General features: G+C 43.6%; 8 protein-coding genes. All 8 read left to right on the plus strand.

Going from position 1 to position 14,980, the window contains the following annotated elements:
- Positions 1 to 16: 16 nt before the first annotated feature.
- The 8 genes from KCX82_RS15825 to KCX82_RS15860 all read left to right on the plus strand — a co-directional run bounded on the left by KCX82_RS15825 (position 17) and on the right by KCX82_RS15860 (position 14,945).
- Positions 17 to 2,692 carry a translation factor GTPase family protein gene (locus KCX82_RS15825; RefSeq protein ID WP_227019462.1) on the plus strand — a complete coding sequence of 892 codons (2,676 nt, stop codon included), beginning with the start codon at positions 17 to 19 and terminating at the stop codon, positions 2,690 to 2,692.
- The gene (locus tag KCX82_RS15830) at positions 2,682 to 4,184 is read left to right on the plus strand and encodes a glycosyl hydrolase family 18 protein (RefSeq protein ID WP_227019463.1); all 1,503 of its coding nucleotides are present in this window, start codon (positions 2,682 to 2,684) and stop codon (positions 4,182 to 4,184) included. Before KCX82_RS15825 ends, KCX82_RS15830 begins: the two co-directional genes overlap by 11 nt.
- Before the next feature lie 170 nt (positions 4,185 to 4,354).
- Positions 4,355 to 6,973, plus strand: coding sequence for a sigma 54-interacting transcriptional regulator (locus KCX82_RS15835; RefSeq protein WP_227019464.1), 2,619 nt, complete (start codon positions 4,355 to 4,357; stop codon positions 6,971 to 6,973).
- A 270-nt stretch (positions 6,974 to 7,243) separates the two neighbouring features.
- The gene (locus KCX82_RS15840; protein WP_227019465.1) at positions 7,244 to 7,741 is read left to right on the plus strand and encodes an NADH-quinone oxidoreductase subunit NuoE family protein; all 498 of its coding nucleotides are present in this window, start codon (positions 7,244 to 7,246) and stop codon (positions 7,739 to 7,741) included.
- Positions 7,742 to 7,768: 27 nt separating this feature from the next.
- Positions 7,769 to 10,861, plus strand: coding sequence for an NADH-quinone oxidoreductase subunit NuoF (gene nuoF / locus KCX82_RS23425; protein ID WP_227019466.1), 3,093 nt, complete (start codon positions 7,769 to 7,771; stop codon positions 10,859 to 10,861).
- A gap of 12 nt (positions 10,862 to 10,873) precedes the next feature.
- Positions 10,874 to 12,697: an NADH-dependent [FeFe] hydrogenase, group A6 gene (locus KCX82_RS15850; protein ID WP_227019467.1), complete on the plus strand. Its 1,824-nt coding sequence runs from the start codon at positions 10,874 to 10,876 to the stop codon at positions 12,695 to 12,697.
- Positions 12,698 to 12,716: 19 nt separating this feature from the next.
- Positions 12,717 to 12,932, plus strand: coding sequence for a hypothetical protein (locus tag KCX82_RS15855; protein WP_227019468.1), 216 nt, complete (start codon positions 12,717 to 12,719; stop codon positions 12,930 to 12,932).
- 357 nt (positions 12,933 to 13,289) lie between these two features.
- Positions 13,290 to 14,945: a family 10 glycosylhydrolase gene (locus KCX82_RS15860; protein ID WP_227019469.1), complete on the plus strand. Its 1,656-nt coding sequence runs from the start codon at positions 13,290 to 13,292 to the stop codon at positions 14,943 to 14,945.
- Positions 14,946 to 14,980: the final 35 nt, after the last annotated feature.

The following is a 14,980-nucleotide window of genomic DNA, read 5'->3' on the forward strand; positions in this document are numbered from 1 at the left end:
GGATTTAAAATAGATTATGGAGAAATTAGTCATCGGAATATTAGCACACGTGGATGCGGGCAAGACGACACTCTCAGAGAGTATCCTGTATCTGAGCGGTAAAATTGGAAAATTGGGAAGGGTGGATAATAAGGATGCTTACTTGGATACCTATGAGCTGGAACGGGCAAGAGGAATCACCATTTTCTCCAAGCAAGCCGTATTTGAAATCGGTGAGACTCAGATTACCTTACTGGATACTCCGGGGCATATAGATTTTTCGGCAGAAATGGAGAGAACCCTTCATGTGTTGGATTATGCCATTTTAGTGATAAGCGGTGCTGATGGCGTACAGGGACATACCAAAACATTATGGCGGCTGCTTGATAGGTATCAGGTCCCTGTTTTTATATTCGTGAATAAGATGGATCAGAATGGGACGGACAAGGACAAGCTAATAGAGGAAATAAAAAAGCAGCTGGATGACCGATGCGTTGAATTTGGGCCGGTTGAGACCGACGGATTTTACGACCAACTGGCCATGTGTGACGAAAGGATGCTGGAAGCCTATCTGGCAACAGGCCAGATTGAGACCTCACAGATAAAAAGAGCGGTCAAGGAGCGCAGCGTATTTCCGTGCTTTTTCGGCTCGGCTTTAAAATTGGAAGGCACTGAGCAATTGATACAGGGGATCGTAAAGTATGCCGTGATTCCTTCCTATCCCGATGAATTCGGGGTTAAAATATTCAAAATAACAAGAGATGAGCAGGGAAACCGTCTCACGCACCTGAAGCTTACAGGCGGAAACCTGAAGGTGAAGGATCTCCTGAAGAATGGCATTTGGGAAGAGAAAGTGAATCAAATTCGCATCTATTCCGGTCAGAAATTCGAGGCGGTGAATGAGATACAGGCGGGCTCTGTATGCGCAGTAACAGGGCTCAGTCAAACCAAGCCGGGAGAAGGCTTGGGGAGAGAGAAAGCTTCTGATAAGCCAGTATTGGAACCCGTACTCTTTTATCAGATGATCCTTCCGGAAGGCTGTGACCCAAGAGCGATAATGCCCAAGCTGCGTCAGTTCGAAGAAGAGGCACCGGAACTTCATCTTGTCTGGGATGAGCAGCTGCAGGAAATTCAGGCACAGCTCATGGGGGAGGTGCAGATTGAAATTCTGCAGAGCCAGATACAAAGCCGTTTTGGAGTTGAAGTGGTCTTCGGTGCAGGAAGAATTGTCTATAAAGAAACCATTCTCAACGTAGTAGAAGGGGTAGGACACTTCGAACCATTGCGGCACTATGCAGAGGTTCACCTGTTGCTGGAGCCGGGTGAGCCTGGCAGCGGCCTGGAGTTTGGAGTAAATTGCAGTGAGGATGTGTTGGGTAAAAGCTGGCAAAGACTTATTTTAACCCACCTGGAAGAAAAACCGCATAAAGGAGTTCTGACAGGGTCAGCGATTACAGACATGAAAATTACTTTAGTCTCAGGCAGAGCACACAATAAGCACACGGAAGGCGGGGATTTCAGGGAGGCCACCTACCGTGCGGTGCGCCAGGGCTTGAAGGAGGCCCGATCCATATTGCTGGAGCCCTATTACGACTTTCAACTGGAGCTGCCTGAGAAAATGGTTGGAAGAGCGATGACCGACGTTGAGAAAATGCATGGCACAAGCGAAATCTCGCAGACTGACGGCGAGATGGCAATCCTGAAGGGAAGCGCACCTGTTAGTACCATGAGAAATTATCAGCAGGAGGTAACTGCCTATACGAGGGGCCTTGGCAGATTGTTTTGCAGCCTGAAAGGGTACGGACCATGCCATAATGAGGAAGAGGTCATAGCGAGTATCGGATATGATGCGGAAAATGATATGGGAAATCCGACAGGCTCTGTGTTCTGTGCCCAGGGTGCAGGGTTTTTGGTGGCTTGGGATGAAGTAAAGGACTATATGCATGTTGAAAGCTATCTTCAGAAAAAAGACGGTTTATCAGGAGAAACACTTCAAAATCCAACCGCGGCCGCAGGGGAGAGGGGGATCAGTTTAGAGGAAATTGATCAGATTATCAATAGAACCTTCTATTCGAACCAGGGGAAGAAATCGGTCTGGAAGAGACGCATTGCAGCCAGCGAAAGGCATTATGAACCTGCTTCAGGAAGACATGATGAACCTGCTGCCTATGCCGGCAGACAGATGGAAACCAAAGAAGAGTATCTCCTTGTGGATGGCTATAATATTATTTATGCATGGCCGGAATTGAAAGAGCTTGCAGATGAGAATATGGGCGGAGCCAGAATGAAGCTGCTTGATTCACTAAGTAATTATCAGGGTATCCGAAACTGTCAGATTATCGTTGTATTTGATGCTTACCGCGTTCAGGGGCATCGCGAGGAAGTAATCGACTATCATAATCTCCATATCGTATATACCAGGGAAGCTCAGACGGCGGACCAGTATATTGAAAAATTTGCCCATGACAACAAGAAGAAATACAGGATAGAGGTTGCAACGTCAGACGGTTTACAGCAGATGATTGTAAGGGGGGCAGGATGTTTCTTATTATCCGCCAGAGAACTGAAAGAAGAGATTGAAGAGGCCAATGAAAGAATCAGGCAGGAATATCTGGAAATGCAGGGAATAGACCGCAATTATCTAATAGATGCATTGTCTCCGGAAGCAAAACAACAGATGGAAGAGCTGATTCGAAAAGAAAATGACAAGTAAACAATTTATTTTTAAACAAGGAAAGGGATGCAGTAAAATGGGATTAAAGAAAAAGAGCAGCAAATTATTTTTTAATACGGTTGTAATTGCGGCGGCAATTTTGATGCTGCTGCCTACTGTCAGCTTTGGCGGTGATAATAGCAGCAATAACGGCAGCGGTATGAAAACCAATAGCACCGATGAGTTTAAGGTGATCGGTTATTATTGCGGGGAATGGTTTGATGTACCGGTGGAAAAGCTGCAGGCTGAAAAACTAACACACATCATGTACGGTTTTTTGATACCTACGGCGGATGGTACCTGCAAGCCCTTTGAGGAGCCGGATGAATTGACGCAGCTGATTGAAAAGTGTCATAACGCGGGTACGGAGGTATACGTTTCTGTGGGTGGATATTCAGAAAAAAACGGACCGCCTCTGGTTTCCGTATTTGAGAAAATCGGGGCAGATGATAAGCTGAGAGAAAACTTTACGGATCAGATTGTGGACGTTGTGCAGCGTTATGGCTTTGACGGTGTTGAAATGGACTGGGAGTATCCGACGTATGCCAGTAGTGCCGATTATGAAAAGACCATTGTGTTGTTGTCAGAAAAACTGAAACCATTGGGAAAGGGCTTATCAACGGCGTTGCCTGGAACAGGTAGTACGGACGGCAAAAATGTATGGGAAGCACTGGCGGCTGTTACAGATAAAACAATTGAGTGCTTCGACTTTATCAGCTTGATGTGCTATGATTTAAGAAACGATCCCAATCACAGTCCCATCTGGTTTGCCAATACATCCATCAATTATTGGAAGACCTATCGAAATGTACCGGCAGAAAAGCTGATCCTGGGCATGCCTCTTTATGCAAGGCCAAGCTGGCAGCAGTACAGATTCTTGGTGGCAATGGATAAGGACAATGCATACAGGGATTATGTTGCTACAGAGCCTTATGAATCCACCTATAACGGTTTGAATACTCTTCGTGAAAAGACGATGATTGCTCTTAGAAAGGCAGGCGGTGTGATGCTGTTTGATGTCAATGAAGATACCTACGATGAAACCAGCGTAGTATCGATGATCGATGACACCCTTACTGCGATGGACGGACTGAACAGGGAGGAAATCAACAAGTATATATGGGTTGTAATCGACAATAAGGCACTGTCATTCAGTTTAAAGGACGGATTGGGGATGCCGTTTATAGATGAGAATAACAGAACCCTTGTTCCGGTACGCAAGCTGCTTGAAACCATTGGTGCAGAGGTCAGCTATATCTCAGATTCCGAAGGAAAGGTTCTGTCCGTTGACGCTGATCTTAATGGAACTCGTCTTCATATCAATATTGGCAGTAATCAGTATTCTGTAAATGGAAAAATATTAAAAATGGACACTTCGGCTATCATAAAGAATGGAAGAACCTACTTACCTGCCCGCCCGGTGCTTGAAGTCTTTGGGTATCATATGTCTTTTAGTGAAGCAGGTAAAAGCGTATATGCAGCGTCAAATTAAAAAGACAAGAAGCCTGCCCTTAGGGGCAGGTTTTTTCGTGAGAAATTTTAAAATGCTTTCGTAAAGAATATCAAATTGGAGTATAATGAATAAAACACATCGTTATGCGATAAAAAAACTTTCTTCAAGGGATCTGCTCTTAATAATAACAATATTAAGAAGGTGATAAGATGTCCGAATCTGTTATCGTTACCGATAGCTCCAAATGCAAACAGTGTTATACGTGTGTAAGAAACTGTCCTGTAAAAGCGGTGAGAATCAAAGACGGAAAGGCTGAAGTAATTCAGTCCAGATGTATTCAATGCGGCAATTGTGTAAAGCACTGCTCCCGTAAAGCAAAGAAAATTAAGAATTATATTCCGGCTACGGAATCGATACTGAGTTCGGGAAAGAAAACCATTGCATTACTGGCGCCTTCCTATGCGGCGGGACTCTATCCTCTTTTCCCCGAAGAAGTGATTCGGAATTTGGGCAAGATTGGATTTGATGAAGTTTGGGAGGCAGCTATCGGAGCAGAATACGTAATCGATGACACTGCCAAATATGCAGAAACCAATGCCAACAAGACCTTGCTCAGTTCTCCATGTCCTACCTTTGTAAATTTAATTGAAAAGCATTTTCCAAAACTCATATCCAATCTGGTTCCTATTAGTTCACCGATGATTGTAACTGGACGAATCATAAGGGAAAAATATAAAGACATAGATGTCAGGATCGTCTTTATTGGTCCCTGTATAGCGAAAAAAGATGAAATCATGCAGGATCAGTATCTTGGGTGCATTGATGCGGCTTTAACCTATGAAGAAATATGTCTGCTGTTTGCAGACATTGATAGAAGTAATAAGGATCATCTCACAGAGAAAACCATTCCATACTATACGGCTTCCCCAAAAGGTAGGCAAATACCCTTTTCGGGGGGGATTATATCAGATTATAAAGGCAGGTTTCCCGAAGATAGCTTGAACTCCTGTGACGGCATTGAAAACTGCATCGAGCTTATTAAACATATAGAGCGATCTGATAGGAGAGGGGAACAGGACTTTCAAATCTATGACGTGCTGAGCTGCAGAGGCTGCATTGACGGAGCTTGTATGGATAACGATCTGCTGATTCAGGAGAGGCGTAAGATCATATCTGATTTTATTGTCAGAAATGACGTGATATCAAACCAAATACCTTTCAGGGAGCATTACGATATTGATAGGGGAAGAACTTTTCATAACAGAATGATCCCTTTGAGCCAGCCCGATGAAAGAAGCGTTCGGGATATTCTTGCAAGAATCGATAAATACAGTGAGGAGGATGAATTAAATTGCGGGGCCTGCGGATATGATTCATGCCGGGAAAAGGCCATAGCAGTTTATCAGGGGATTGCTGAAGTGGAGATGTGTATCCCTTACCTGCTGTCTCAAAAAAACGAGTGTTATCTGAAAATCAGCGATGCCTTTGATACCGTGAATCATTTGAATGAACAGTTAAATGCCATCTTTGAATCTTCTTATGACGGTATGATCGTATGCGATGCAGCGGGCAAAATTGTCAAAGCAAATTCTGCATGGAGGAATATGGTTGGAATCGGGGAAATACCCGATACAGAAGAAGCATTAGAAGGCGGCAGAACGGTCTATCCTTCCGCAGCATTGCTTGCATTAAAAGAGAAAAGAAGAGTTACGTTTTTACAAGAATGCAAAAATGGTCGCAAATTCATTGCAACCGGTAATCCAATCTTTAGTGAAAAAGATGAAATAGTGGGGGTTGTAACCAATATCAGGGACATTGAGGAACTGAGCAGGCTGACTCATAATGTTCTGAAAAAGAATGAAAAAGATACCTCTACTTATTCCGGAATCATCACAGAAAGTAAAGAGTTCGGGAAGGTATTGGAACTGGCTGCGCAAGCAGCGAAATTTAAATCCACTGTACTTCTGCTTGGAGAAACCGGTGTGGGAAAAGATGTAATTGCCAGACTAATTCATAATTTGAGTCCTTTAAAAGAAGGTCCCTTTGTGAAAGTGAACTGCGGCGCTATTCCGGAAAACTTATTGGAATCGGAGTTTTTCGGATATGAATACGGAGCTTTTACCGGTGCCAAGAAAGACGGTAAAATCGGATTTTTCGAGGAATCAAACAGGGGGACGATTTTTCTTGATGAAATAGGAGATCTGCCTTTATCCCTGCAGGTCAAACTACTCCAAGTCATACAGGATAAAAACGTGCGGCGGATCGGTGCTTCAAAAAGTGAATCAGTTGACGTCAGAATCATTGCCGCTACAAATAATGATCTGAAAAAAATGGTGGAGGAGGGAAGGTTCCGGGAGGATTTATACTACCGCTTAAACGTGATTTCAATACATATTCCGCCGCTGAGAGAGAGAAAAGAAGACATCATTCCTCTTGCCTATCATTTCCTGGATGTCTTTAATAAGCAATACGGAACCAAAAAGGAATTTGGCCCGGATGTACCGACAATCCTTGGGAGCTATTATTGGCCGGGTAATGTCAGAGAACTTGAAAATTTAATTGAAAGAATTGTAGTTATATCAAAGGATTCAGAAATCTCCTTAAAGGATATTCCCCCTTATGTCAAGCAGGTTTCGAATACTCAGCACGGCCAGATTATAGTAAATAACATCATGCCGCTTAAAGAGGCTATTTCAGAGGTTGAAAAACAAATTATCAACCATGCGTATAAGGTTTACGGCAATACTTATAAAATGGCGGAGGTATTGGGTGTAAATCAGTCGACGATTGTGAGAAAGTTAAAACATATACAAGATCAGAATAAATGATGATCTACCGGTTAATGCGGCAGTGCATTCATAATGCACTGCCGCATTATTTTTTTATTATTGAATCGAATAGTTAGCTTTAGAGTGATTGGGGTGAAATGAAAGGAATTCGGACAAACCTTATTGGATGCACTGATGCATTAAAATAATTCAATAAAATCCAAGATTGGCAGAAAATGAACCTCCAAATAGCTGGCATAAGTCTTGCTTTACGTTAGATAAATATCAAACTATTCCTTTTGAAGCTCAAACTTAAATGGAGGTGTTTTAATGTCACAGCTTGACCATGAATGTAAGTGCCATAATTTGAATGAGGAAGAAAAGTATGCTTTATTAACCAGAATCATTAACGAATATGAAAAAAATGAGAGCAATCTAATTCAAATTCTCCATATGGCCCAGACAATTTTTGGGTTTTTACCTTATGAAACCCAAAAGTTTATAGCTGAACAAATGGATCTGCCTGTTTCTAAAGTGAGCGGAGTCGTTACTTTTTATTCGTTTTTCTCAACCGAACCCAAGGGTCAATATACAATAAAGGTTTGTCTGGGAACTGCCTGCTATGTTCGAGGCGGAAAAAAGATTCTAGAAAAACTGAAAGAAAATTTGGGGATTGATGTTGGAGAAACCACAAAGGATCTCAAATTTTCACTTGAAGTCATGAGATGTCTGGGTGCATGCGGCTTGTCGCCGGTCATCAGCATTAATGGCAAGATATATAAAAGAGTAAACGCCAATAAAATACAACAAATATTAAAGACATATTAAGGGCGGTGAAGCGTGGTGAATAAAGATATGAATAATAAAATAAGTACCATTCAGGATCTTGATCTGATAAAAAAAGAATTTGAAAATAAAACAGCTCAATACCGGTACAGACTTCTCCTTTGCTCCGGTTCAGGATGTGTTTCCTCGGGCTGTAAGGAGGTAAGAGAGTCTCTCTTAAAAGAACTGGAAAAGGAAGGGATGTTATCCTCTGTAGAATTAAGTCTTACAGGCTGTATCGGTATCTGTGACGTAGGGCCCAGAATGAGCGTACTTCCTGAAGGTGTTTTTTACTGTAAATTAAAACCTGAGGATATGAAAAAAATTGTTAAAACCCATCTATTAGGGGGACAGATCGTAGAAGAATGCTGTTATTCCGACAGAAGCACCGGTCAAAAGGTGCCTTATATGCAGGATATCGACTTTTTTAAAGGTCAGAGCAAGGTCGTGCTGAGAGACTGCGGAATGATTGATTACAGGTCTATGGAAGAATATATTTTCCATGACGGATATTATTCCCTCGCAAAAGTTCTGAATGAATTCAGCTCGGAGCAGGTGATCGATGAGATTAAAAAATCCGGACTGAGGGGAAGAGGCGGAGGCGGATTTCCTACAGGGGTAAAATGGCAGCTTGCAGCAAAATCAAAAGGAGATCAAAAATATGTCATATGTAATGCAGATGAAGGGGATCCCGGCGCATTCATGGATAGGAGCCTTTTGGAAGGGAACCCGCATCTCGTATTGGAAGGAATGACCATTGCCGGATATGCAATGGGGGCAAACAAAGGGTATGTTTATATCAGGGCTGAATATCCGCTTGCGTTGGAGGGATTGGAATATGCCATCAAGGAAGCCCGAGACAGAAATTTGTTGGGGAAAAATATTTTCGGAAGCGGGTTTGATTTCGACATCGAGATCAGAATCGGCGCCGGTGCCTTCGTGTGCGGTGAAGAAACTGCGCTCATGTGTTCGGTTGAAGGCAAGCGCGGCGAACCGAGACAAAAGCCTCCGTTTCCTGCAGAGTCAGGATTGTTTGGGAAACCTACCGTCATCAATAATGTTGAGACACTTGGAAATGTTCCGATCATTATTCGTAAGGGTTCGGACTGGTTTTCAGAATTGGGAACGGAAAAAAGCAAAGGAACAAAGGTCTTTGCCCTGGCTGGGGATATACATAATACAGGTCTCATTGAGGTTCCAATGGGTCTCACCCTTGGAGAAATCATCTATGATATAGGCGGCGGAATACCAAAAGGGAAAAAGTTTAAGGTCGCTCAAACGGGAGGACCTTCCGGAGGCTGCCTCACAAAGGCACACCTGAATACACCTGTGGATTATGATTCTCTGGTTGAGCTTGGTGCCATCATGGGATCAGGCGGTTTGATCTGCATGGATGAAGATACTTGTATGGTAGATGTGGCCAGATATTTTATGGAATTTGTACAGGAGGAATCCTGCGGAAAGTGTGTAGCCTGCAGACTGGGAACAAAGAGAATGCTGGAGATTCTGGAAAGAATCACAACCGGAAGAGGGCGGGAAGGAGATGTGGAACTGCTGGAGGAAATCGGAAAAGTGGTTAAGGATACAGCTTTGTGCGGCTTGGGTCAGACAGCAGCAAATCCTGTGCTGAGTACAATCAAATATTTCAGGGACGAGTACGATGAGCATATCAGACAGAAATACTGCAGAGCGGGGGTATGTTCCGAATTGTTTCTTTCCCCCTGTGAGAATGCATGCCCGGCTAATGTCAACGTGCCTGGCTATATTTCCCTGGTGGCTGTTGGGAGAGTCAAAGATGCCTATAACCTGATACGACAGGAGAATCCGTTCCCATCCGTATGCGGAAGGGTCTGCACGCATCCCTGCGAAAGTAAATGCAGAAGGGGCCAGCTGGATGAGCCCCTGGCAATTGCGGATTTGAAACGGTATGCTGCGGACGAAGCCATGAAGCACCATGATCCATTCACGGATTTGGTGTTTCCTAAAAAATTTAAATCCGTCGGAATCGTCGGTGCAGGTCCATCCGGATTAACCTGTGCTTATTATCTAGGGAGGCTTGGTTACGATGTGACTGTTTATGAAGCGCAGCCTGTTGCAGGAGGTGTGCTGCTGTTCGGAATTCCTGAATACCGGTTGCCGAAAGAAGTTCTGAAAAGAGAAATCGATGCAATCAAGCAGGTTGGCATTCACATTCTAACGGATATCGAAATCGGAAAAGACCTTACCTTTGATGAGCTGAGAGAAAAACATGACGCTGTTTATATTTCCACCGGGACCCAGTTTACCAGAAAGATCGGAGTGGAAGGGGAACAACTGCCAGGTGTCTATCACGGGTTGGACTTCTTAAAAGACGTCAACCTCGGAAGATTCTCATCCCTGAATGGTGTTATTGCAGTCATAGGGGGCGGGAATACGGCTATTGACGCTGCAAGAGTTGCTGTCAGGATTGGAGCCGATGAAGTACATGTTTTATATCGAAGAAAGATGGAGGATATGCCTGCCGATAAACGGGAAGTAGCAGATGCAATGGAGGAAGGCGTTATCATTCATGAACTTGTGGAACCGGTAGAATTTCTCGGAACTGACATGGTAAAGCAGGTCAAGTGTGTCAGAATGGAACTGTCTGGTTTTGACAAGGATGGAAGGAAAAACCCAGTCAGAATCCAAGGCTCCGAATTTCTTCTCGATGTTGATTATGTGATCCCTGCAGTAAGCCAGTACTCTGATCTTCCTTTTATCAGGAAAGATGAGGTTGAAGTAACCAAGATGGGAACCTTCGTCGTTGAAGAGGATACGCTCATGACCTCAATGCCGGGAGTCTTTGCCGGAGGGGACGTAGTAAGGGGATCGGATGTAGTCATCAGAGCGATTGCAGACGGGAAGAAAGCTGCAGGCGCTATGGATCTTTATCTTGGCGGCGGCGGTCAACTAAATAAAGGAGAACCCATTGAACTGCCGGACCTCATAGATGAATCTGAATTGGTAGAACATGAGCGGTTCAAAATGGAATATATCGATATGGATTCCAGAAAACATAGTTTTGAAGAAGTAGCGAGAGGTTTCCACCGGTTAAATGCAATCGCTGAAGCCATGAGATGCTTAAGATGCGACAGAAGGCAATAAGGGGGTGAGAAAATGATCAATCTTACAATAAACAATAAAAGAATAACTGCAGAAGAGGGTACGACCATTCTGGAAGCGGCAAAACAAAATAATATTCTGATACCGAGCTTGTGTTATCTTGAGGGTGTTCATAAAATCGGCTCATGCAGGATTTGTGTCGTCGAGCAAGAGGGAGCTAAAAACCTTCAGGCTTCCTGCATGACGGCTGTCAGTGAAGGCATGGTAATTCACACAAATTCAGACAGAGTAAGAAAAGCGAGAAAGATACTCTATGAATTGATGTTGTCAGACCATCCCAAGGATTGTCTGAAATGCTCGCGCAGTCAGAACTGTGAGCTTCAAAAGCTCGGAGAATTGATACAGGTAGATGAATCAAGGTTTGAGGGAGCAAAATCAAAAGACTTTATCGATGAAACGTCTCCTTCGATAGCAAGAGATAATTCCAAATGTATTCTATGCAAAAGGTGTGTTACGATTTGCAACGAAGTACAAGGGGTTGGCATATTAAATCCCCAGTTCAGAGGATTTTCCACCGAAGTGAGTCCGGGAAGTGAGCTGCCTTTAGGATCTGCTGCATGCACTTACTGCGGACAATGCACGACGGTATGTCCGGTGGGTGCATTGAAGGAAAAGGATTCGACAAAGGCGGTATGGGAAGCCTTGCTTCACACGAATAAAACAGTAATCGTACAAACGGCCCCGGCAATCAGGGTTGCATTAGGGGAGGAATTCGGATATGAACCTGGAACCATCGTGACAGGCAAAATGGTCAGTGCTTTAAAAGAAATGAATTTTGACTATGTATTCGATACCAATTTTACAGCAGATTTGACCATTATGGAGGAAGGCACCGAATTTCTGGGGAGGATTGTAAGTTATCTTTATTCTCAAAAGGTTATTGATACGGAGAAACTGGAAAAATTGGGATTCAAACCCACTGACACTGGTCCGACGCTGCCGATGATTACGAGCTGCAGCCCAGGATGGATCAAGTATATCGAACACTATTACCCTGAACAAATCGAGCATCTTTCTTCCTGTAAATCTCCGCATATGATGCTTGGAGCATTATGTAAAAGTTATTTTGCAGAAAAGATCCAGGTGGATCCCAAGGATGTTTTTGTTGTATCGGTAATGCCTTGTACGGCTAAAAAATTTGAAATCACTCGGCCTGAAATGATCAATAACGGTGTTTCGAATGTTGATGCTGTTCTTACAACAAGAGAACTTGCGAAAATGATTAAAAATTCGGGAATCGAATTTGTATCACTGCCCGAAGGCGTTATGGATCATCCATTAGGACTTTCATCCGGTGCTGCGGATATTTTTGGAGCACCCGGAGGAGTTATGGAAGCCGCTCTACGTACCGTATATGAAATTGTTACAGGAAGGGAACTTCCTTTTGACAAACTTCATGTTGTGCCTATACAGGGGCTTGAGAGAATCAAGACTGCAGAGTTGACCATTGAGGATGCAAAAGAAGAATGGGAATTTTTGAACGGAATCACCGTGAAAGTTGCAACAACCAGCGGATTGAAAGGCGCTTCATTATTGATGGAAGAAATCCAAAGGGGAGAGAGTCCCTATCATTTCATAGAAGTGATGGGCTGCCCGGGCGGATGTATCAGCGGAGGAGGTCAGCCCAGGCCTACGAATGATGAAGTCAGAAAGAAGAGAATACAGGCAATCTACGCTGAAGATGAAGGAAAAGCTCTTAGAAAATCTCATGAAAATCCTTATATAGAAAACCTGTATCAAGAGTATCTCGGGAAACCACTGGGGCATAGATCTCATGAATTGCTTCACACTCATTATACAAAGCGCAGTAAGGTTTGAGTGAAAGGGGGAAAGAAAGATGATAGAAATAGAAATCGAGAACCCGTTGGGAAGACCAAATTATAAACTAAGGGGATTAGATGAAAATCAGGTCGCGGAAGCGGCAAGTGAATTCCAAAAAGCTTTGGATTATATTGATCACCTGCCCTTTAACAGGCAAAACTCTGCGGAGCAAGCCAGATTACGTAAAAATGATATTGAAGACAAGTATCATATTAAGATTGTAATGGAATAAAGGAACAAGCTTATCCGTCCGAGCCTGGTTTGAATTCAGACCGCCGGGCGTGTAAACCCATAAAACAGCAATGCATAGTTGTTTTGGTAAAGACAGGGCGAATAACCATTTTCGGCCCTGTTTTTATATATGTTAGAACCATAGCTGATACTATGGCAGTTGAATGAAATAATAACAGGGGGTTGGGGGTAGAAAAAAGATGAAAAGAAGGTAACTTTATGCTATTATAATGTACGGAACATGATTTCTCTAAGGCATGCAGAAACCCTATCCATAAAATTATATCAACAATATTAAGAAATATGAACTTGAAGTGTGTTTAAAACAGATTTAGCAACAGATGCAGAGAGGTATGGGATGATGAATCAGAAAAAGAGTTTTAGGATTTATGCAAGGGTAACATTGGGGATTGCAACCTTGCTGGTGATCGCGGCAGTTTGCTTTACTCCATGGGGTAAGGCCCCGGTATTTGCGGCGACAGACGTAGGAGTCACGATTGACGGTGAATCTGTGGCATTCCAAAATGGATATGGTAAGCCGTTTATTGATTCCAACAGCAGGACATTGGTGCCGCTTCGCGGTGTCATGGAGGCCTTCGGGGCTAAAGTCACCTGGGACAACGATACCAGAACCGTCAGTGTTGTAAAAAATGGAACAACAGTGCTGGTCCCGATTGGACAGGCATATATTCTGGTAAATGGCGAATTGGTGGTCAATGATACTTCGGCAGTGATCAGGGAGGACCTGACCTATCTGCCTATCAAAGCTGTTCTGCAAGCTTTTGGAGCAGGAGTTGCATGGGACAGCGGCAACAGAACCGTTATTGTCAGAACAGATGGAACCGTTACAGAAGTACCTGCAGTACCAAATCGTGGAGGAAGAGTATCGCGGGATGGTGAGCTTCGTGCTATGTGGATTTCCTATCTTGAGTATATGGAAATGCCAAAAGACAAGGCGGGATTTCAGACGGCCATCGATAAAATGTTTGACAGCTGCGTTGATTTGGGCATGAATGCCGTTATTGTCCACGTTCGTTCACACTGTGACGCAATGTATCCCTCACAATACTTTCCCTGGGCGTCCTTTGCCAGCGGAACACAGGGTGTTGATCCGGGATACGATCCTCTTGAATATATGGTTTCGGCAGCGCACAGCAGAGGACTCGAATTCCATGCATGGCTGAATCCCTACAGGGTAACGGGGTACGGCAGTTATTGGAATCAGGTGTCAGCAAGTAATCCCGTAAAAGTTTGGATTTTTGACAATGATGCTTCCAACGACAGGTGGGCGCTTTTACATAACGGGGAATATTATCTGAACCCTTCGATTCCCCAGGTAAGACAGCTGGTGGTAGACGGAATTCGTGAAATTGCCTCCAATTATGAGGTGGATGGGATCCATTTCGACGATTATTTTTATCCTTCCGTGAATGACAGCAATCCTTCCTCGTATTTTGACAAGCCGGAATATGATGCCTCGGGAAGTACACTGAGCATTGCAGACTGGCGCCGTAATAATGTAAATATGATGGTAAAGGATGTCTATGCGGCAGTGAAGGAGATTGATCCTGATATTGAATTTGGAATCAGCCCTGCGGGCAATGTAGACAATTTACGCAAGAATAACGCTTACTTTGTTGATATTGATACCTGGCTGTCTAATCCGGGATATGTGGATTACATTATGCCGCAGCTTTACTGGGGCTTTGAGAGAAGAGATTCTTCCGGCAATATTGCAGCCTACGCATTCGAGAATAATTTGCAGACCTGGATTCGTCTTGCGGAAAAGGGAAATGCGAAACTATATATAGGCTTGAATATGGCTAATGCAGGAACCAATGTTTCCGATAATAATTCGGTTTCAGAATGGATGCGTTATGATGATATCATTGCAAGACAGGTGCTGGCGGCCAGGGCTACAGGAAAAGTGGACGGTTTTGCATTCTTCCGATATGCCATATTCAATAAGAGCGAAGCGCAAAAAGAGGTTTCCAATTTGAGAGGCAAACTGTAGAATCTGAATATATATTAAGTTTATAAGGGAAAGCA

It is taken from the genome of Sinanaerobacter chloroacetimidivorans, assembly GCF_018128545.1.
Taxonomy (GTDB): domain Bacteria; phylum Bacillota; class Clostridia; order Peptostreptococcales; family Anaerovoracaceae; genus Sinanaerobacter; species Sinanaerobacter chloroacetimidivorans.

Coding starts and splice junctions, on each gene's coding strand:
- KCX82_RS15825 (WP_227019462.1), top strand. CDS start 17: ATGGAGAAATTAGTCATCGGAATATTAGCACACGTGGATGCGGGCAAG.
- KCX82_RS15830 (WP_227019463.1), top strand. CDS start 2,682: ATGACAAGTAAACAATTTATTTTTAAACAAGGAAAGGGATGCAGTAAA.
- KCX82_RS15835 (WP_227019464.1), top strand. CDS start 4,355: ATGTCCGAATCTGTTATCGTTACCGATAGCTCCAAATGCAAACAGTGT.
- KCX82_RS15840 (WP_227019465.1), top strand. CDS start 7,244: ATGTCACAGCTTGACCATGAATGTAAGTGCCATAATTTGAATGAGGAA.
- nuoF (WP_227019466.1), top strand. CDS start 7,769: ATGAATAATAAAATAAGTACCATTCAGGATCTTGATCTGATAAAAAAA.
- KCX82_RS15850 (WP_227019467.1), top strand. CDS start 10,874: ATGATCAATCTTACAATAAACAATAAAAGAATAACTGCAGAAGAGGGT.
- KCX82_RS15855 (WP_227019468.1), top strand. CDS start 12,717: ATGATAGAAATAGAAATCGAGAACCCGTTGGGAAGACCAAATTATAAA.
- KCX82_RS15860 (WP_227019469.1), top strand. CDS start 13,290: ATGATGAATCAGAAAAAGAGTTTTAGGATTTATGCAAGGGTAACATTG.